The organism is Companilactobacillus nuruki (assembly GCF_002872255.1).
GTDB classification, from domain to species: domain Bacteria; phylum Bacillota; class Bacilli; order Lactobacillales; family Lactobacillaceae; genus Companilactobacillus; species Companilactobacillus nuruki.
In genome coordinates, this window is the sequence record NZ_NIPR01000011.1 from 1 (window position 1) to 18,862 (window position 18,862).

An 18,862-nucleotide genomic window follows, 5' to 3' on the forward strand; every position below is an offset into this window, starting at 1 on the left:
GGTTCACTTCATTTTTAGTTTTTTAATTCTCTTGTTATATTGTTGTTAGTCTAAATATTTTAAATATTCTTCAAGTAGATTGAGCCCTTTTTTGTCCATACAGGCAACGTTGAATCGAAAGGATTTTCGACTTGCTCCAAATATTGAACCAGGTTTAACAAGAATATTTTTTTTCAACAATTTGGTGAAAATATCTGGATCATCTTGTGTGATCCATAAGTAAAAACCGCCTTCAGGGATTGAGAATCTCCATGTTGGTTGATATTTTTTAAAAATATCTGCGACGGCCAAACGTCTTTGTTTCAATTTTGAGATCAATTGATTAAGTTGAGTAGGAAAACTAGGTGTATTTAATGCCATGTCGACCATTTCCTGAGCAAGCATACTGGGAATCATGTCTAACTGTTTTTGAACTTGCAATAGACGTTTACTAATGACTTGTGGAGCAATGATCCAACCAATACGGGTGCCTTTTCCAAGTAATTTTGACATCGAGCTAATATATATAACATTTAATGGTGATAATGATTTTAAAGTCGGAACATCAGAGTCTGAGGAACTTAACCAGCCAAAGACGTCATCTTCAATTATTGGTATTTGATACTTTTGACACATGTTGAGTATTTGTTGACGTTGTTTGAGAGATAACGTTTCACCAGTAGGGTTTTCAAAAGTCGGGTTCAAAATTAGTAATTTGATACGATGTTTCAAAATTGTTTCTTCCAGTTTAGCAAGATTGAAATTGCTATTTATTAATGGAACCGAATAGGTGTGGATATCAAGAGTATCAAAAACAGCCGTTGAATTGAAATATGATGGTGATGCAAAGGCAACAGAATCCCCTGGAAGTAACAGACTGCTTAAAACTAATAGTAACGATTGAGCAGCACCACCAGAAACGACAATATTTTGCTGATTTAGAGAGATCTTATGACTTAATTGCTGCTGATGACTGAGCGTATCGATCAAGGACTTGTAAGTAGAAGAAGAATATTTATTATTTATTAGATGTGTTTGCCAGTTTAATTGAAATGTCTCTAGTTTAGGAATTAATTCAACTGGTAATTCATCAGTCGCCGCATCAATGGTTTTTTCATGATTGAGAATTCTTGCCTGTGACAGCCGATCTTGAATACGACTGGTAGTAGTTGAGACAGGATCAAGTAATGATTGCCAATTGATATTAATAGAAAGTGATTTAATTTGAGGTGTTTGTGAAATAAATGTACCGCTTCCGATTTTTTTATAAACTAAATCCTGTATAGCTAATTCGTTCAACGCTCTTGTTACAGTCGATCGATCAACTTTAAGCTGATAGGCTAAACTGCGTTCAGCAGGAAGTTTTTCACCAGGGAGCAGCTGATCGGTTTGGATCAAAGTCTTAATTAATTGAACAATTGCTAAGTATTTTGGTTTAGTGCTTGGTAGGTTTTTGGACCAATTGATCATGTTGCCTTCTCCTTTGTATAATCATTATTATAAGAATTGGCTGGATTAAAAACAATCCAATTGGATGTTGTTTAATCAGCTTTTTAACGGGAAAATAAAAGAATTGGGAGGTGGTTCAATGAAAAATGTTTTGACCATTGCCGGTTCAGACAGTCTAGCAGGTGGGGGATTACAAGCTGATTTAAAAACTTTTGAGGAACTGAATGTTTTTGGACTAAGTGTTGTTACTAGTATTGCAGATATTTTTCCGGATAGTGTTTCAATTAAAGCTTTGAATTCAAAATTAGTTAAAGAACAATTAGAATCGGTTTTAACTCAAGTTGAAATTACTAGTGTTAAAACAGGATTTCTAGGCTCAACAGCGATAATTAAGCTGATTAAAGCTGAAATTGAACAAAAAAACTTGTCATTAATTGTCGATCCCGTCTTGGTTTTTAAAGAAGGAGAGACATCAAAAAATATAGATTATCTAATGGCTATAAAAAATGATTTGTTACCATTAGCGACTGTAGTAACGCCTAACTTGATTGAAGCTGAGAAGTTAACCGGTTTAAAAATAAAATCAGTAGAGCAAATTCCTCAAGTTGCGCAAAGGATTCAGGCTTTAGGTTGTCCTAATGTCATTATCAAAGGCGGCAGTCGGTTGGAAGGTACTGAAGCAATCGATTATCTGTTAACGGAAAAACGGGATTATTGGTTTCGGAATGACAAGGTTGATACAAAGATAACTGATGGTGCCGGGTGTACGTTTTCAGCAGCTATAACAGCTTACATGGCATTGGGAATGTCAGTATTAGAATCCGTAAAGATGGCAAAGAAATTTGTAAGATTATCAATAATTGATGGAGTTAAGATTGGCGATTTTGGAAGTGTTTGGCAAGGGGCACTTCGACAAAGGGAGAATTATCATGCAAAGAAATTTAATTAGGCAGGAAGTTTTGGCCGCAATTCTAACATCCTTAACTACGGCGATGTCAATCTTGGTAGTTATTCCGGTTCCAGCTACTCATGGATTAGTCACTTTGTGTGAAGTTGGAATTTATACTAGTGCAATTTTATTTGGTAATCCGATTGGGCTTATTGTTGGTGGTGCAAGTGGATTCTTGATCGATATTATTTCAGGATACCCCGTCTGGTGTCTTTTTTCGTTAGTAATTCATGGGTTACAAGGATTTATTGTCGCGTATCTAATGAAAAATCGAAAATTATCTGTTCGTAACATGTTACTGCCACTGTTAGTTGGTAGTGTCATCATGATTGGTGGTTATTATTTTGCAACAAGTTTGTTATATGGCTGGCCAGCTGGTTTAGCATCTGTACCAGGAAATCTGGTTCAAGTTGGATTTGGTATAAGTGTAACAATCCTGGTTGCAGGGAGTTTGGCAAAAATAAAATTAAATTGGATGAAGGAATGATAAATTATGAAATTAGAGAATCTAGAATCAGATTTAACTAAAATGATGCAAGAAATATTGGATGCCGCCAAATTACGTCCGGATGATATTTTTGTTTTAGGATGTACAACCAGTGAAATTGTGGGTGGACATATTGGCAAGGACTCTGATCCTCAAGTTGGTGAACGGGTAGTCCATACTTTACTTTCGATTCTGACCCCACTAGATATTCATTTAGCCGTTCAAGGCTGTGAACATATTAATCGTAGCGTTGTTGTTGAACGTTCAGTTGCAGAGAACAATAATTTTGAAATTGTTTCTGTAGTACCCGCAATGCATGCAGGTGGAGCTTGTTCAATTGCGGCATTTGAACAATTTGATGATCCAGTGGAGGTTGAACATATTGTTGCCCAAGCAGGAATTGATATCGGAGATACCTCAATAGGAATGCATGTCAAGTTTGTTCAGGTACCAGTACGAACAACACAAAAAGAGCTTGGAGCAGCCCACGTAACAGCACTTCGTTCAAGACCTAAGTATGTTGGTGGTCCAAGAGCAAATTATGAACCGATAGCACATAAAGAATTTGTTGAGTAAATGAAAATGCTTCATAATTGTTGAACCCTTTAGCAATTGTGAAGCATTTTTTTGAAAAAAAAGCATGTCCACTATTAATATAGAGACATGCTATAAGTTTAATTTTTATATTGAGGTTATTAATCTTCCTCATAACCGTTTAAATGTTTTGACTTGAAATTCCAGGCGTCACTGATAACCTTTTCAACATCATCATACTTAGGTTGCCATTTTAAAATTGTTCTAGCTTTGGTTGAATCAGCAATTAGAGTACTTGGGTCACCAGGACGACGTGGTCCAATCTTTGCAGGAATTTCTTTGCCAGTTGCTTTACGAGCTGCTTCAAGAATTTCTTTGTTGGAAAATCCATTTGAAGAACCTAAATTAAAGACATTACTATTATTACCTTTGCGTAGATATTCCATAGCTAAACGATGTGCTTCAGCTAAATCCTCGACGTGAACATAATCACGAACGTTAGTACCATCCTTAGTATCATAGTCATCACCAAAAATGGTCAATTCGTCTCTTTGACCAGCAGCAACTTGTAGAACGACTGGGATCAAATGAGTTTCTGGATTATGGTCTTCGCCAATTGAACCGTCTGACTTAGCTCCACCAACATTGAAGTATCTTAAAGCAACAAATTTAATGCCATAAGCTACATCACACCAGTGCATGATCTTTTCCATAGCAAGTTTACTTTCACCATATGGGTTAGTAGGAACGGTGGGATCAGTTTCTTTAATTGGTATTTGTTTTGGTTCGCCGTAAGTAGCGGCAGTGGACGAGAAGACAATATGTTTAACGTCAAAATTATGCATTACTTGAAGAAGAGAAATCATTCCAGATGTATTATTATCAAAGTATTTTAAAGGATCTTTCATTGATTCTGGAACAATTGAAAAGGCTGCAAAATGAATCACATCAGTGATTTTTTCGTTTTGGAATAACTTAATTAAAAATTCCTTATCACGAACGTCACCTTGATAAAACTTAGCTTTAGAATTAATAGCTTGAACGTGACCAGTTGATAAGTTGTCTGCTACAATAACGTCATATCCTAATTCACATAAATGATCGACAGTATGTGAACCGATATAACCGGCACCACCTAAAACAAGAATACTCATAAAATTACCTCCAGATTGTTTTATAAATCCATTATAACTTATTTAGTGGATTTTAAATTTAGTAAACATGGTAAACATTACAATAAATTAATGATTTAACTTTTTTCAAATAATGTTTTAAAATATAATTTATATTGCAAATTTATTGAAACGGAATGAAGAAAATGAAAAAATTCTTTTCAATTTTTGGAACTGTCCTCTTATTGCTAATTGCTTTGGCCTTGATTTTTAATCAACCAATCAAAGAGTACGCGGTTAAACGAATTTCTGAGCGAAATTTGACTACTTTAACTGCTAAAAAGGCTAAAGAGAATTCCAAGAAGAATGGACAATTTGATTTTAGCAAAGTAAAACCTATTTCAGCCGGTCAGGTAGCTAAAGCCTCTGTTAATAACGACGCCGCAGTTATTGGAAAAATGGCTGTTCCTTCAGTTAATCTTAAACTACCAATTGTAGTTGGTTTGAGTGATAATGCTCTTTCTACTGGTGGTGGCACGATGAAGGAGAATGAGAAGATGGGAAAATCTAACTATGCCTTAGCTGGTCATTATATGACTAATAAGGGCGCCTTGTTTTCACCATTGGAAAATGCCCAAATTGGCGATTTGGCTTATATCACGGATATGAAGCGTGTTTATACATATAAAATTTATTATAAAAAAATTGTACCACCAACGGCCGTCTATTTATTGGATGACGTAAAGGGTCAGAGTATTTTGACCTTGATTACCTGTGCTGATGGAGGAACTAACCGATGGGCTTTGCAAGGTTCTTTAGTTAGCAACCAACCGGCTAATAAGGGAACATTAGCAGTCTTTTCTTAATAATTCCTTAAAATGAGTTTTGAAAGGTATTTACTAAGTGTGTTGTAAATTATCTTTCAAGACTTTTTTTTTATGTTTGATAATTGATATAATTAATTGTTAGTAGGTGATGTATTGACATTAATAAATTGGGAAAAGCGTAAAAATCCCACAAAACAAGAAATAGATAAATTTACTTCAGAAAAAAAACTTGATCCAATAGTAGCAGAATTACTTTTGGAAAGAGATATTACGGATAATGGAGATGTTGAGACTTTTTTGCATGCCAATGTAGATGAACTGCAAGATCCTTTTGGTTTGCATGATATGGACAAAGCTCTGGAATTAATTGATGAGGCAATTGAGTCCGACAGTAAGATTGCTATTTATGGTGATTATGATGCTGATGGAGTTACAAGTACCTCGATTATGAAGTTAGCCTTACAAAAGCTTGGAGCCAAACCAATTTTCTATATTCCTGATCGTTTTAAAGATGGATATGGTCCTAATTTGGATAGGTATAGGTTTTTAGCAGATCAAGGAATCAATTTATTGATCACTGTTGATAATGGTGTTGGTGGTAAAGATGAAATTAAATATATGAAGGATCAGGGGATTAAGGTAATTGTTACTGATCATCATGATTTACCTGCTGAACTGCCTGAAGCTGATGCAATCGTTCATCCAACAATTCCAGGGTCGGAGTATATCTGTCCCTATTTATCTGGTGCAGGAGTGGCCTTTAAGATAGCTGACGCCCTTTTAGGGGATGAGGCTTTAGAGTTGATCGATTTGGCCGCAATTGGGACTGTAGCTGATTCTGTGGCCTTAAAAGGTGAGAATCGTGTGATTGTTGCCGAAGGTTTGCGTCAAATGAAGAAGAATCATCATGTTGGTTTGGGTGTATTAGTCAAGAAGTGTAAATTAAAATTGAATGGTATTAGTGAAGAAGATATTGCTTTTAAGTTGGCTCCAAGAATTAATGCGCTTGGAAGATTGGAAAGTGCATCTTCCGGGGTAGAATTGTTAACTACTGGTGATGAGTCTTTTGCTAAAGAAATTGTTGATGAAACAGAAGATATTAATTCCAGACGTCAAGATTTAGTTAATACAGCTTTTAATGATGCTCAAAGTCAAATTGCTGAACAAAAAGATCATGGAGTAATTGTTTTAAAAGGAAATGGTTGGCATCAAGGTATTCTAGGTATTGTTGCTAGTAGAACTATGGGTCAAGAAAATAAACCTGTTTTGGTGACCCAATTTGATGATAATAGTGGTGTTATGAAGGGATCAGGACGTAGTCCGGAAGGATTTAACCTTTTCACGGCATTAAATAAGCATCGTGATCTTTTTGTAGCCTTTGGAGGACATGCTCAGGCATGTGGGTTCTCAATTGCTGAAGATAAATTAGATGAATTAACAGAACTGTTACAATCTGAGCCAGAGATTCAAGGGTTTGATCCGACAGCCGCTGTGGTTAAAAATTATGATTTAGATTTGCATTTGGATGAATTGAATTTTGATTTGATAAAAAAAATTAATCAATTGGCTCCTTTTGGAATGGGTAATCCCAAGCCTGTGATAAAACTGAGTAATGTTTCATTATCACAATCCCGATCAATTGGTAAAGATGCTACACATTTAAAAACGATGATTACTGATAATATTCATCAAATTGGTGCAATTGGTTTTGGAATGTTTCAACAGTCTGCTGAAATGGGAGATAATCTGTGCGATGTTTATGCTGAGTTAGGCATTAACGAATGGGCGGGGAAGAAAAATTTGCAATTAATGTTGGATGATTTCCAAATCTCACCTCAAGCACAAAAAGTAGCTGCTTTAAAAGGTGTTTACTTAGATTATCGAAATAAGCGAATATCTCAAAAGGCAATTGATCATTTTGATAGTATTGTTTTCTTTAACGATATTTATTATGAAGCAGTGAAACGATTAGATCCCAAGGCAAAATTGATTCATTATGATGAACCTTGCGAAGGACAAAACGTTTTGATTTATGATCGACCACATGATATTGAATTATTCAAGAGCTTTATAAAAAATAATAAAACTCACTACACGGCTTTATATTTTCATACTGATTTGACTGCACGTTATCTAAAACCTGATATGATAAAGATGAAAACATTGCTCAAATATCTATATACTCATCAAAGTATTAAGGCCGATGAGATGAATTTGGTAGCAGATTACTTGAATATGCAAAAAAATGACGTTGATTTTTATTTAAAAGTGTTTTTTGAGCTAAATTTTGTTAAAATGGTAAATGGCTTTGTTGAAAAAGCTGATGCTTCACAACAACGCGAATTGATTGAATCTCCAACGTATTCGAAGAGATTACAACGCAATGATGTTGAAAAAATATTAATTGAATCCAACTTTGACGATCTCTTATCGTGGATGAGTGATTATGATTGCCATTGTTAGGTTGAATGGGGAATTTAAAAAAATGGATATTGATTTTAAGAAATATGTTGCTAATGTTCAAGATTTTCCAGAACCTGGTGTACTATTTCGAGATATTTCACCATTAATGGCTGATGGTAAAGCATACGCTGCAGCAACCGATAAGATTGTTGAATATGCTAAGAGCCGTGGTGCAGAAATGATTGCAGGACCTGAAGCGCGTGGATTCATCGTAGGATGCCCAGTAGCTTACAAATTGGGAGTTGGTTTTGCACCGGCTCGTAAAAAGGGTAAGTTGCCACGAGAAACAGTTTCAGTTTCTTATGATCTTGAATATGGTCAGGCATCATTATATATGCAAAAAGACGCTATTAAACCCGGACAAAAAGTATTGGTTGTGGATGATTTGATGGCAACAGGTGGTACTTTAGCTGCTACAATTAAGTTGATTGAAAAGTTGGGTGGTATCGTTGTTGGTACAGCTTTCTTGATTGAATTAACTGATTTGCACGGTCGTGATAAAATAAAAGGGTATGATATGTTTACTCTTATGCAATATTAATTTAAAATAGGGTTTGAGGTTTTCAAACCTTTATTATGGAGAGTTGGCAGAGTGGTAATGCATCGGACTCGAAATCCGACGAACCTGTTTTATAGCAGGCGCGCAGGTTCAAATCCTGTACTCTCCTTAAATAACTGATTTTAGAACATTCTCGGATGTTCTATTTTTTTGACTTAAATCGCTAAAGACCTTGATAATAAAGAGATTAACCACAATAATTTATTACAAAAAAATACAAACATGTTCTAGTTTATTCTAGCAATAGAGTTTCTATTGTCCCAGGATTGTCCCAATTGTCCCATTTTTACCCTTTTTGGGACAATGGTTGATATATCAACGTTTATTTAGATAATTCATTTAAAGCATTTAAGGTTTTACCTTGTTGTTCAATATTTTGTTCTTTAAGCAAATGTTCATATGCGCGCATGGTAATGGCTGTATTTTTGTGTCCTAGCAATTCCGATACATATTTAATCTGAACACCTTGGGCTAATAGATAAGATGCTAGAGTGTGACGTAGACCGTGTGTGGCTATCTGTTGTTTGCGAGGGATGTTTATTTCATCTTGAATTAACATAAGCGTTTTAATACATCCTGTGTCACTTGGAATTTTGCATTCAGATGATTTAAAAACGGCATTTTCGGGATCACGATATTTGTTAGCAACTTGCCACTTAGATTGTTCTAACTTCAATTGTTTTAGAATTGTAGATAATTCTGGCAATATAGGAACGGTTCTAACAGAACTAGGAGTTTTAGTCCTAGGGACAATTTTCTTTTCGTTTTGATAGTCATAAATATTTTTGACGTGGATTTCTTTCTTTTCAAAATCTACATTGTCCCAAGTCAATCCACCTATTTCTTCGAAACGGAGGCCAGTATATGCGCCTGTTAGTATCATGTAATAAGTGATTGCTGAATAAGATTTATTTTTGTCGGCGTAATCAATTAACTTTTTGAAGTTTTCAATAGATAAAAATTTAACTGCACGTTTTTTACTAGGTGCACCATTGATTGTTACTTTACGAGTGAAATCAGAATAAATGATTTGATCATCAATTGCATCTTGAACACATGACCTAATTATTGAATTAGTTTTCTTACATGTAACAGTTGAGCGTGTTTTTTGATAATCGTTCATGAAAGACTGATAGTCCATTTTAGATATATCGGTTATTTTTGTGTTAGGGAAGTAGTTGTCAATTACGGTTGCAATATTATTAAATCTGTTCATTGATGAATAACCGACATTTGGCTTTTTATATACTTCGACCCATTTTTTATAATAATCATTGATAGTAACATCTTGTTTATCGAGACTTGAGCCGTGACGCATTTGTATTTCCATTTCTTCGGCGGCATGACGTGCTTCTGTCTTGGTAGAGAACCCACCTTTGACATATCTTTTATTATTGCCTTGTTTGTCTTGATAACCAATTTTATATCGATATGATTTACCATGTTTTTCTATTGTTGCCATTTTAAAGGCCTCCTTAAATTTTGGCAAAAATAAATAAGCCTACTTGAGACTTAGTTTATTTTTGTGATTAATTGTTAATAATAGAATCATACTGAGTTGACCAATTATTTTTTGATTTATCAAAAGTTTTTTTGGCTTCATTAAGCTCTACTTTAGTAGATTTTAAGGTATCCTCAGAAGTTTCAGAATTGTTTATTACTGGGTTATCATTCTGATAAGTTATAGCATAATCATGTAGGTCAGACAGATAATTACTAAGAGATTCAGAATATACTTTTAATTTTTTCTGATCTGCACTATTTAATTGAGATTTGTTTTTGCTTAATAAGCTCTCTGCGTCCTTTTCTTTATCTAAAATATTATTAGCCTTGTTATGAAAATCTCTTAATTCGGCTTGGGTAGAAGAATTTACAGAATTTACGTCATCAACGTTAGCACTCTCTAACAGATTCTCTTCAAGTGTTAAATATCCTGATTTATCAATGGGTGCAGATATAATTGCCTTTAAATTGTTGTCAGATTCAGGATTTTGATTGTTGTTTGATTTTTTGTGGTTAGTATTTTCAATAAAAATAGCGCCACCATTATTAGTAAGTCGATTATCAATTTTGGCTTCTATATAATATTCAATCTCTTTTTTGTCATTTTCTCCTGTTCCAGGACCGTTTAACTTAACAGACCATTTTCCATTTTTATTGGCGGTTATTTTTTTTATTAATTTGTAATCTCTGTCGGGATCCTCAAACTTAATAGTAGCGTAAGGTGAACTAGTACCACTAGCAATAATAGTATTTCCATCGGTATTATTGATAATTAAAGCATTATTGGAATTAGAATGATTTACATGCAATTTTGTATATGCTGATTCTGGGATGTCTCCGACAGATATTTTAAGTGTATCTGATTTTTTACCATTTTTTTGGGCCGTAACTTTATAATCAGTACGATCATCTAACCCAGTTGCTTTAAAAGTACCGTTCCCATTAGACTTAACAATAATATTGTCATCTATGCCATCAGCATCTTTTAAAATTACTTTACTGTTTGATAGTGTTTCACCATACAAAACACCTTTGGTATGTGTACCATTAATATGTACATTCTTAGATCTTAATTTTAAAAATGGTGTGGGATGAATAATACTGTCAGCATTAGAAACTATGCCATTTAACAAAGGTATTATAAGTATTACCGATACAATTACTGAAATTACAAATAATATCTTGTTGTATTTTTTACTTTTATAACTTCTAAACATCCAATAAATTAGTGCAACAATCAGTAATACATTAAAAATTATCCAAAAATAGTCCATTAACATTTCCCCCATAAATATATATTTGTTCTAATCATAGTAATTCAGAATCTCTTTTTCAACCATATCCTCTAAATAATGAGGCATATCAAGATCGTCAATGAATTTAGTTATATTTACTTGTTCCTTATCTTTTCCATCTAAGTAAATAGGTAACAATAATCTTATGGCCGTTCTATTTGCATTTCCTTCGATACCTGACTTAGAAGGAGAAAAGTAGAGGCACACATTAGTCCTGTCTTTATTGATAAGATGGCCCAACTCATGTGCTAGTTGAAATGAAAGCTGTTCAGGTTTATACCAATTTTCATTAATAACAATTGTATTAGTAAAAGGATTAACTGCTGAGGGTGTATGAGATGCAAATCTATCATCTAAGATTACAGAGAAGCCCTTATCGTATGCAATTGCCATTAGTTTCCTAGTTACACTATTTATCATTTCTTCCACCTCGCAGCAAGCGCTTCATTAATTCAATATCTTCAGGAGGAATAGGACGACCTTCAAATGTCATAATTACATCATCATCATTGATTTCTACTTTTTTCTTTGAGGATGTTTCTGATTTAATATCTGGGTCGTCTGTTTTTCCTAGTAAATAGTCTACAGAAACGTGAAGAACTTCGGCAACCCTGTTTACTCTTTCAATAGATGGCTGTTTGTTTTTCCATGAGTAAATTACGTTTTGCTTAAATCCAGCTTTTTCATTAAGTTGATTTAAACTCATGCCACGTTTTTTTGAAATTTCTTTTATCTTATCAAACATTGTCATATTAGTCTTTTCTCCCAAAATGACGATATTAATTTAAACTATAGTATTAAAACTTCTTGCAAAGTTTAAACTTTAGTTATATTATTAATTCATCAAGTAATTGAGCAACAAAAACACACGACCACCTATACAATGCTTTGGCGAGAATTGCGGTAGTAATAGGGTTTAAATTGCTTATTTGGTATGCCTTTATATTAAACTATAGTTTAAATAAATGCAACAACTTGATGAAAAAATAACAGTAAAGGAGGTAGGAAATATGGATGATAACGAATGGGGTTGGACAATTGTTTCAATTATCATTTCAATAGTTGTTTCAATAATTACAGTCCATTTTCTTAATTAAAGTAAAAAGTAGGTTGAGAAAATTGAGGCAATTATTGAAACAAAAGCTGGTAAAAGAATTCTTATAAGAACCATTTCAGTAAACTTTCTTCTCTTATCAGTGAAATATGAAATAGAAAGGAGTGAGAAAAATGAATATACGGAAAGCGATCATTAAAGCTCGGGCAAAGCAAAAAGGCATCACACGTCAAAAGTGGATGCCCTATGCAGCAACGATAATTCCAACTAATACTTCATCATGTTTCATTTTGGTTCCATTTGATGAAGACGATCGGATTGGTCGAAGATGGAACCCAACAGCTGAAGATATTTTAGCAAATGATTGGCAGATTACAGGATAAGCTTTGCAAGTTCAAATATTCCTTTTGCTACAGCTTTTACATTATTACCAAATTTATGTTCCATAAAAGCTAATGCATCAGAGCTAAGGGAGGATGTCCAAACTATGTCACTGGCAGTGCTAGTTATAAGAAACCCTTTAGTAGATAACTCTTTTGCATAAATATCAACATCATTTATATTTTCTCCAGACAATACATCTTCTTTAATTGTATAAGAGTTTCCAAAGTTATTAGCAGCTTTTTTAGTACTACCGTTGTTAACCCTTTCTAGATAGAGCTTATACATATTAGATAGAAGATATTTAGCATCATTGGTTAAGTTTTCATATTTTTCCATTAAATTTCACCTCGAATATATATGAATTAATCAAATTATAACAATAGAAAGGAGCTGATTACATGCCAGAACAACAATTCGCAAAGGTAGCACATGATATTGAACGATCAATTAAGGTCGCATTGCTTAATAGAGATATGACTCAAAAAGAGTTAGCTGAATTGATTCATGCTAATCCACAACAGTTGAATAGAGCTATTAAAGGTGACATGACACCTAAGTCACGTGAATTACGTGAACAAGTTGCACGAGTTTTAAATCTATAAAAAAGAAGGTAAGTAAATGATGAACAACTTACAGGAATTTACAAATGGTGATATTAAATTACCAGTTAGAACTAACGAAAATGGTGACATTGAATTCGACGCTGAAAAAGCAGCTATTGGATTGGGAATTACATCAAATTCAAAAGGTTATACAAATGTTAGATGGAATCGAGTTAATGAATATTTAAATTCTGCCAAAAGTGGCAGAAAGGTTTCAAAAGGCGATTTTATCACTGAGCCACAATTTTATAAGTTGGCAATTAAAGCCAACAACCCAACAGCTGAGAAGTTTCAAGATTGGGTTACATCAGAAGTTCTACCAACAATACGAAAGCATGGTGCTTACTTAACTGATTCAGCAATTGAACAAACACTAACTGATCCAGATTACCTAATTAAATTAGCCACACAGCTTAAAACGGAACGTGAAGGGAGATTGATTGCTGAACAACAGGTGGCAGAAGATAGACCGAAAGTTACTTACTATGACAAGGTTCTCGCTAATCCATCGTTAGTAACTATAACTATCATTGCTAAAGATTATGGGATGAGTGGCAGAGAAATGAATACCAAACTTCATGAACTTGGAATTCAGTATAAGTAAGGTAAAACATGGTTGCTTTATTCTAAATATCAACATAATGGTTGGACTCATTCAGATACAACGATGGTTAAACGAAAAGATGGAACTGAAAAGGCTGTTTTAAACACTAAGTGGACTCAAAAAGGTCGTTTAGGACTATATGAAGTTCTTAAGCAGCACAATATTTATCCTATGATTGAACAACTTATGGAGGTCTAACGAATGCCACAAACGATTACGGCAACGGTAGTAATGGAAGTACCAGATGACAAAGTAATTATCACTAAAGCCGAATATAGCGAATACCAAGCCTTAAAAGACGATGATACGTGGTGGACTCCAGCAGATTTAAAAGAGCACTATCACCATGATCTCGCTTGGTTCAAAGACAAGGTGCTATACGTTCAAAAGTATAAAAAAGAACTGTCAACCGAATATGGCGGGTGCGTACATTACTCAACTAATGAACCTATAAAGGACCAAAAGTACAACGGAAGATATTGGAGTTTTGAACCTGGTAGATTTCGAAAGTTCATGAAAGAACATTTCACAGAAATTAATTCATAGGAGATATGGAAATGAGTATAAAAATACCAATTATTTTAGTGATACCAGCCCTAGTCTGGGCAATTACATACCTGTTAACTAAATATCATGGCTGGCATGGATTTATAAAAGAGTTTTTCGATTTTGATATGTAGGGAGATGAAATGAATGAGTGAAGCGAACATTGGCAATTATGTAAACGAGCTAAAAGATTTAGTAAATAAATGTGCTGATGAATTACTAGAAAAAAATGTGACATATAAAAAAGCCCTGTTGAATTTGAGACATGAACAATTTTATTCAGTCAATCAATATTCAACGGAGCTAATAAAAATGGTATCTGATGAAATAAGGGGACGGGCCTTAGATCAAAAGACTAATTAATCGAAACAATAGATGAGGTTTTGTAGAAATGGTAATTATTATTAATTGTAAAGTAATCACCATCAGCTAAGAAACCAGCTATACCAATCTGATTGGGCGATGTAAAGACTTCAGTAGAATTGATAAATCCCTCAAAGATTCTGGCAAGATAACCTTGTCTAAGATAATTATGATCGAATTCATTATCTGATTTATAAACAGAGATTGGGGTCTCGTTATCAAGAGACAAAATTTTACTATTAGACATAACTATTTCCATTATTATCACTTCCTTTCTCAAGAAAGATTATATCAAAGGAGACCGCATGACAGATATAAGAATCAGAAACGATGACGAATACAGCCCAGTCGGTGACTGTGAACCATATGACAAATACGTTGATGACAAAGGGACTGATGCTATCAACAAAGATGTAGACGCAATAGATCAAGCATTAGAAACATTTGGCAAGTCCAGTGAGAATATTGGATACGCCAACGGAACAATCGGTGAGATTTACGAAAGACTGGACGGCGTTACTAATCCTGATGATAGAGATGCCTTTAATAGTCAAATTCAAAGGATATCTGATAAACGCGACGGTGCCAAAAACATTCGTGATCAAGCTAGAGAAGATGTTAAACGTGCTTTTGAGCATTACTATTCATAGAAAGGAGACGAGTAAATGACTGAATTAGAGAAGCTTATAGATGTAGCTATTCAATTCGGACAGATGAGGGTTCTAGTTAATCGTGAACCGACTCACTGGCACGTACATGAATTTCTTAGATTAGCTGGCGAATTGAACGAGAAAAAAAAGTCGCTCACCACAACAATGGCAAACGACAAATCAGCTAATAACTATGTTTACTAACAAATAAATTATACCACAGAGGGAGTAAAAATGAACTTCTCAGAAAAAAATATAAGTAGCACCAGGTCATCAATTGAATTAAATAGACTACTTAATGATATGAAAAATCAGATTGGAATTAGGCAAAACGATGTATATGACAGACTAAAACATATACAGGATTTGAGATTTGATGAAGATTTAAAAATTATAAATGGATATATGAATCAAGCAGTAAAAAAAGCAAACATGGAAACTGGCTACTCTTATAAAGATATAGCAAGGATGTGGATTACAAGTATGTTTCCTGACATGGAGGTCAAATAAATGGCTACATTGTATGAATTGACGGGTAGTTATTATAAACTGCTTGAATTATCAGAAGATACAGACCCAACGTTATTCAATGACACAATGGATTCTATTACAGACGCTATTGAGGATAAGGCCGTTGGTTACGCAAAGGTTGATAAAGAGTTAGATAAGGATGAAAGAGCTCTTAAAGATGAAGCTAGTAGGTTATCTGCACGTGCTAAATCCATTAGTAATAATCGTAAGATTTTAAAGCAAAACCTGCAAGAGGCTATGGAAACTACAGGAAAAACTAAGATCAAAACAAATGAATTTACTATTTATATTCAAAATAACGCCCCATCTGTGAGAATTCCTGATGAAAGTAAAATTCCAGCTTACTTAACTAAAACTGTGATGGCACCAGATAAAACTAGAATAAAAAAACTATTAAAGGAAGGAAAAGATGTACCTGGTGCAGAGTTAAGCACTAGTTCATCTCTACGGATTAGATAAATGGAAATAAAAAATGCAGCAGAATTGACCAAACCAAGTGCATTAAGAATTATCTATGGTAATCCAGGTCTTGGAAAAACTACCACGATTAAGTATATGCCTGGTCTTACTTTATTAATTGATATTGATGGCACATCAAGCGTTTTAAAAGGTTGCAGTAATATTGACATCACTACATTGCCTGATAAGGAAAATCCCAGAGAGAGTTTACCTAAGTTGCTCAAGGACATTAAAGACAATTACATCGATAAATACGACAATATTGTGTTAGACAATATTTCAGAACTTGAAAATGCAGTATTAACTGAATATGGAAAAAAAGGAAACAATAATGGCGTTCCTGGTATTCAAAATTATCAACAATTACAGTTTTTTGAATTAGATACTATTAGATATTTGAAAAGTATGAACAAAAATGCCCTAATTACCGCTTGGGAGACGACTGATGAATATACAGCGGAGAATGGTCAAAGCTTTACACGAGCATATCCACAGATTAGAAAGCCGATTTTAACTAATGTAATGGGACTTGCTTTACAAGTCGGTAGATTAACAATTTCTCCCAAGTCTGGTGAACGTGGATTTCAATTAATGCCAACCGATTCAGTGTTTGCAAAGAATCAATTAGATAGTCGTAAGGGGTGTTTGCAAGCCGACTTATTCAACGAAGGTGGTGAATCTGATGCTAATACAAGCCAAGAAACCGGAACATCACGGAATGACGGGGACAAGAATTCATAATATATGGCGTGGAATGAGAGCGAGATGCTATAACCCAAACGTCAATTGCTATAAAAATTATGGTGGTAAAGGAATTCAATTATGTAATGAGTGGAATACAAGTTTCATGTCATTTTATAAATGGGCGATGAGTCATGGCTACAAGGATAATTTAACTATTGATAGAATTGATGTTCAGAAAAACTACGAACCATCAAATTGCAGATGGTTGGATATCAAGTCACAAGAAAATAACAGATCAAATAATCGATGGATAACTTTTAAAGGTGAAACACATACTGAAGCAGAATGGGCCGAAAAAATAGGGATTGAAAAACGTACATTAAATAGTCGCTTAGTTAGATATAAATGGACTATTGAAAGAGCCTTTACAACTCCAGTTAGAAAAAAAGTTGATGGACATTATGTTTAAACTGTATGGCTATCAACAAAAATTAATTGAGGAAACAAGAAAATGTTTAATGAATGGCTCGAAATCAGTTCTAATAGTTAGTCCAGCTGGATCAGGCAAAAGCGTGGTAATTAGTGAGTTTGCGAGGTTAACAGTAAATAAAGGTGGACAGGTTTTGTTTTTTGTTCATAGAAAAGAACTGATTGAACAAATTACTAATTCATTTAAAAAAGGCGGAGTTGATCTAAAACATTGCACAATTATGACTGTCGGAAAAGTAGCACATAGATTAGATAAAATTCCAAAGCCGACTCTAATCATCTGTGATGAATCACACCACTCACTCGCTAAAACTTATAAGAAAATCTATGAGTATTATTCAGATGTTCCAAGACTAGGTTTTACAGCAAGCCCGTGGCGCTTGTCAGGTAAAGGGTTAGGCGATGTATACGAATCAATGGTAGAAGGTCCAGATGTTAAGTGGTTGATTGATAATCACTATTTAGCACCTTACGATTACTATTCTGTGAAGCTGATTGATGACACGGCACTGAAACGTTCATCAACTGGTGACTATACGAACAAGTCAATTGATGACGCCGTGGGTAAAGTCATTTATGGAGATGTCATTAAAACTTACAAAGAAAAAGTTAATGGTCAAAAAGCTATCGTATATGCACATAGTATTGAGTTCAGTAAAAAGATAGCTCAAGAATTTAACGAAGCTGGTATTAGTGCTGAACATGCTGATAGTAAGACACCTGCTAAAGAGCGTGAAAAAATCATGTCGAACTTCAAGACTGGTAAGATTAAAGTTCTTTGCAATGTGGATTTAGTGAGTGAAGGCTATAACGTACCTGATTGTTCGGTGGTAATTATGCTACGCCCTACAGAATCATTGGTGTTAGACATTCAACAATCAATGCGCTGTATGAGATATAAGCCAAATAAGAAAGCAACAATTATTGATCACGTTGCTAATTACACGAGATTTGGTTTGCCTGATACTCCCAGAACTTGGAGTTTAGAGGGTAGGGACAAAAAGAAAAGCGGTGGCAATAATTCAATTGCTATTAGAACATGTCCACACTGCTTCGCTGTAATCTCAGCTGCATACAGCATTTGTCCTATATGTGGACAAGAAATTGGTGTAGAAAATAAAGAATTAAAAGTAGATAAAACAGTAAAAGTTGAAAAGATTGGTAAGAATTTTCACTTTAAAACTGATTATGAAAAAGTTAGATATAGTCAGATGAAAACAGAAGACGCAACTAGTTTTAGAGATTTACAGAAGATTGGCAAAGCTCGTGGATATAAACCCGGTTGGTCATTCTATCAAGCAAAAGTACGAGGATTCGTACATCAAAATTAAAGGGGACA

The 18,862-nt window shown here is 34.3% G+C and carries 26 protein-coding genes, 1 tRNA gene and 1 pseudogene; 20 read left to right on the forward strand and 8 right to left on the reverse strand.

The genetic code is table 11. The annotated features are described in order from the left end of the window. Positions 1-45: 45 nt before the first annotated feature. Positions 46-1,449, reverse strand: a complete 1,404-nt coding sequence (locus tag CBP76_RS04900) for an aminotransferase-like domain-containing protein (protein WP_102195829.1) — start codon at positions 1,447-1,449, stop codon at positions 46-48. A 118-nt stretch (positions 1,450-1,567) separates the two neighbouring features. Between CBP76_RS04900 and thiD the strand changes: the two genes are divergently transcribed. The 3 genes from thiD to CBP76_RS04915 are packed head-to-tail and all read left to right on the forward strand — an operon-like array spanning position 1,568 to position 3,440. After that, positions 1,568-2,377 (forward strand): bifunctional hydroxymethylpyrimidine kinase/phosphomethylpyrimidine kinase, encoded by an 810-nt coding sequence (thiD, locus tag CBP76_RS04905; protein ID WP_102195830.1) that lies wholly within the window; start codon positions 1,568-1,570, stop codon positions 2,375-2,377. After that, positions 2,358-2,864, forward strand: a complete 507-nt coding sequence (locus CBP76_RS04910) for an ECF transporter S component (protein ID WP_102195831.1) — start codon at positions 2,358-2,360, stop codon at positions 2,862-2,864. The genes thiD and CBP76_RS04910 overlap by 20 nt, the downstream gene beginning before the upstream one ends. A 6-nt stretch (positions 2,865-2,870) precedes the next feature. After that, entirely contained in the window at positions 2,871-3,440 is a 570-nt protein-coding gene (locus CBP76_RS04915; RefSeq protein ID WP_102195832.1) for a TIGR01440 family protein, read from the forward strand. A gap of 119 nt (positions 3,441-3,559) precedes the next feature. Here CBP76_RS04915 and galE read toward each other — a convergent pair whose 3' ends face one another. Further along, a complete protein-coding gene (gene galE, locus CBP76_RS04920; RefSeq protein ID WP_102195833.1) occupies positions 3,560-4,552 on the reverse strand; it encodes a UDP-glucose 4-epimerase GalE in 993 nt (330 codons plus the stop codon). Positions 4,553-4,716: 164 nt separating this feature from the next. Between galE and CBP76_RS04925 the strand changes: the two genes are divergently transcribed. The 4 genes from CBP76_RS04925 to CBP76_RS04940 all read left to right on the forward strand — a co-directional run bounded on the left by CBP76_RS04925 (position 4,717) and on the right by CBP76_RS04940 (position 8,468). After that, positions 4,717-5,376: a class A sortase gene (locus CBP76_RS04925; protein ID WP_102195834.1), complete on the forward strand. Its 660-nt coding sequence runs from the start codon at positions 4,717-4,719 to the stop codon at positions 5,374-5,376. A gap of 114 nt (positions 5,377-5,490) precedes the next feature. Next, positions 5,491-7,800 carry a single-stranded-DNA-specific exonuclease RecJ gene (gene recJ / locus CBP76_RS04930; protein WP_102195835.1) on the forward strand — a complete coding sequence of 770 codons (2,310 nt, stop codon included), beginning with the start codon at positions 5,491-5,493 and terminating at the stop codon, positions 7,798-7,800. Positions 7,801-7,822: 22 nt separating this feature from the next. Next, positions 7,823-8,341 carry an adenine phosphoribosyltransferase gene (locus CBP76_RS04935; RefSeq protein ID WP_102195894.1) on the forward strand — a complete coding sequence of 173 codons (519 nt, stop codon included), beginning with the start codon at positions 7,823-7,825 and terminating at the stop codon, positions 8,339-8,341. Positions 8,342-8,378: 37 nt separating this feature from the next. Then, positions 8,379-8,468 (forward strand) — tRNA-Ser (locus CBP76_RS04940). A 213-nt stretch (positions 8,469-8,681) separates the two neighbouring features. On the opposite strand, the gene CBP76_RS04945 is transcribed toward CBP76_RS04940, so the two are convergent. From CBP76_RS04945 to CBP76_RS04960, 4 genes are all read right to left on the reverse strand, one after another. Further along, positions 8,682-9,821, reverse strand: a complete 1,140-nt coding sequence (locus CBP76_RS04945; RefSeq protein WP_102195836.1) for a tyrosine-type recombinase/integrase — start codon at positions 9,819-9,821, stop codon at positions 8,682-8,684. A 67-nt stretch (positions 9,822-9,888) separates the two neighbouring features. After that, the gene (locus tag CBP76_RS04950) at positions 9,889-11,136 is read right to left on the reverse strand and encodes a hypothetical protein (RefSeq protein WP_102195837.1); all 1,248 of its coding nucleotides are present in this window, start codon (positions 11,134-11,136) and stop codon (positions 9,889-9,891) included. A gap of 30 nt (positions 11,137-11,166) precedes the next feature. Further along, on the reverse strand, positions 11,167-11,577 hold the full coding sequence (locus tag CBP76_RS04955) for an ImmA/IrrE family metallo-endopeptidase (protein ID WP_102195838.1): 411 nt from the start codon (positions 11,575-11,577) through the stop codon (positions 11,167-11,169). Next, positions 11,567-11,908 (reverse strand): helix-turn-helix domain-containing protein, encoded by a 342-nt coding sequence (locus tag CBP76_RS04960; protein WP_102195839.1) that lies wholly within the window; start codon positions 11,906-11,908, stop codon positions 11,567-11,569. Before CBP76_RS04960 ends, CBP76_RS04955 begins: the two co-directional genes overlap by 11 nt. 476 nt (positions 11,909-12,384) lie before the next feature. Between CBP76_RS04960 and CBP76_RS04965 the strand changes: the two genes are divergently transcribed. Next, positions 12,385-12,594 carry a Thoeris anti-defense Tad2 family protein gene (locus CBP76_RS04965; RefSeq protein ID WP_102195840.1) on the forward strand — a complete coding sequence of 70 codons (210 nt, stop codon included), beginning with the start codon at positions 12,385-12,387 and terminating at the stop codon, positions 12,592-12,594. Here the strand turns inward: CBP76_RS04965 and CBP76_RS04970 are convergent. Further along, complete coding sequence (locus tag CBP76_RS04970) at positions 12,584-12,931, reverse strand: hypothetical protein (protein WP_102195841.1); 348 nt, start codon at positions 12,929-12,931, stop codon at positions 12,584-12,586. The genes CBP76_RS04965 and CBP76_RS04970 overlap by 11 nt on opposite strands. 62 nt (positions 12,932-12,993) lie before the next feature. On the opposite strand from CBP76_RS04970, the gene CBP76_RS04975 reads away from it, so the two are divergent. From CBP76_RS04975 to CBP76_RS04990, 5 genes and pseudogenes are all read left to right on the forward strand, one after another. Then, on the forward strand, positions 12,994-13,197 hold the full coding sequence (locus CBP76_RS04975) for a helix-turn-helix domain-containing protein (RefSeq protein ID WP_076615752.1): 204 nt from the start codon (positions 12,994-12,996) through the stop codon (positions 13,195-13,197). 19 nt (positions 13,198-13,216) lie between these two features. After that, positions 13,217-13,999, forward strand: a pseudogene (locus CBP76_RS04980) (phage antirepressor KilAC domain-containing protein). 3 nt (positions 14,000-14,002) lie between these two features. Continuing rightward, positions 14,003-14,347, forward strand: a complete 345-nt coding sequence (locus CBP76_RS04985) for a DUF771 domain-containing protein (RefSeq protein WP_102195842.1) — start codon at positions 14,003-14,005, stop codon at positions 14,345-14,347. Between the two features lie 11 nt (positions 14,348-14,358). After that, on the forward strand, positions 14,359-14,481 hold the full coding sequence (locus CBP76_RS13470) for a hypothetical protein (protein ID WP_281258463.1): 123 nt from the start codon (positions 14,359-14,361) through the stop codon (positions 14,479-14,481). 13 nt (positions 14,482-14,494) lie between these two features. Next, complete coding sequence (locus tag CBP76_RS04990; RefSeq protein WP_102195843.1) at positions 14,495-14,710, forward strand: hypothetical protein; 216 nt, start codon at positions 14,495-14,497, stop codon at positions 14,708-14,710. On the opposite strand, the gene CBP76_RS04995 is transcribed toward CBP76_RS04990, so the two are convergent. Continuing rightward, positions 14,703-14,969 (reverse strand): hypothetical protein, encoded by a 267-nt coding sequence (locus tag CBP76_RS04995; RefSeq protein WP_102195844.1) that lies wholly within the window; start codon positions 14,967-14,969, stop codon positions 14,703-14,705. The genes CBP76_RS04990 and CBP76_RS04995 overlap by 8 nt on opposite strands. Before the next feature lie 46 nt (positions 14,970-15,015). Here CBP76_RS04995 and CBP76_RS05000 point away from each other — a divergent pair, with 46 nt between their 5' ends. The 7 genes from CBP76_RS05000 to CBP76_RS05030 are packed head-to-tail and all read left to right on the forward strand — an operon-like array spanning position 15,016 to position 18,854. Further along, positions 15,016-15,360, forward strand: coding sequence for a hypothetical protein (locus tag CBP76_RS05000; RefSeq protein ID WP_102195845.1), 345 nt, complete (start codon positions 15,016-15,018; stop codon positions 15,358-15,360). A 15-nt stretch (positions 15,361-15,375) separates the two neighbouring features. Next, positions 15,376-15,564, forward strand: a complete 189-nt coding sequence (locus CBP76_RS05005; protein ID WP_102195846.1) for a hypothetical protein — start codon at positions 15,376-15,378, stop codon at positions 15,562-15,564. Between the two features lie 30 nt (positions 15,565-15,594). Continuing rightward, entirely contained in the window at positions 15,595-15,870 is a 276-nt protein-coding gene (locus CBP76_RS05010) for a hypothetical protein (RefSeq protein WP_102195847.1), read from the forward strand. Beyond that, complete coding sequence (locus CBP76_RS05015) at positions 15,871-16,350, forward strand: siphovirus Gp157 family protein (RefSeq protein ID WP_102195848.1); 480 nt, start codon at positions 15,871-15,873, stop codon at positions 16,348-16,350. Beyond that, the gene (locus CBP76_RS05020; RefSeq protein WP_102195849.1) at positions 16,351-17,091 is read left to right on the forward strand and encodes an AAA family ATPase; all 741 of its coding nucleotides are present in this window, start codon (positions 16,351-16,353) and stop codon (positions 17,089-17,091) included. After that, the gene (locus tag CBP76_RS05025) at positions 17,033-17,503 is read left to right on the forward strand and encodes a hypothetical protein (RefSeq protein WP_102195850.1); all 471 of its coding nucleotides are present in this window, start codon (positions 17,033-17,035) and stop codon (positions 17,501-17,503) included. Before CBP76_RS05020 ends, CBP76_RS05025 begins: the two co-directional genes overlap by 59 nt. After that, entirely contained in the window at positions 17,496-18,854 is a 1,359-nt protein-coding gene (locus tag CBP76_RS05030; protein ID WP_174683319.1) for a DEAD/DEAH box helicase, read from the forward strand. The genes CBP76_RS05025 and CBP76_RS05030 overlap by 8 nt, the downstream gene beginning before the upstream one ends. The last annotated feature ends 8 nt before the right edge of the window (positions 18,855-18,862 follow it).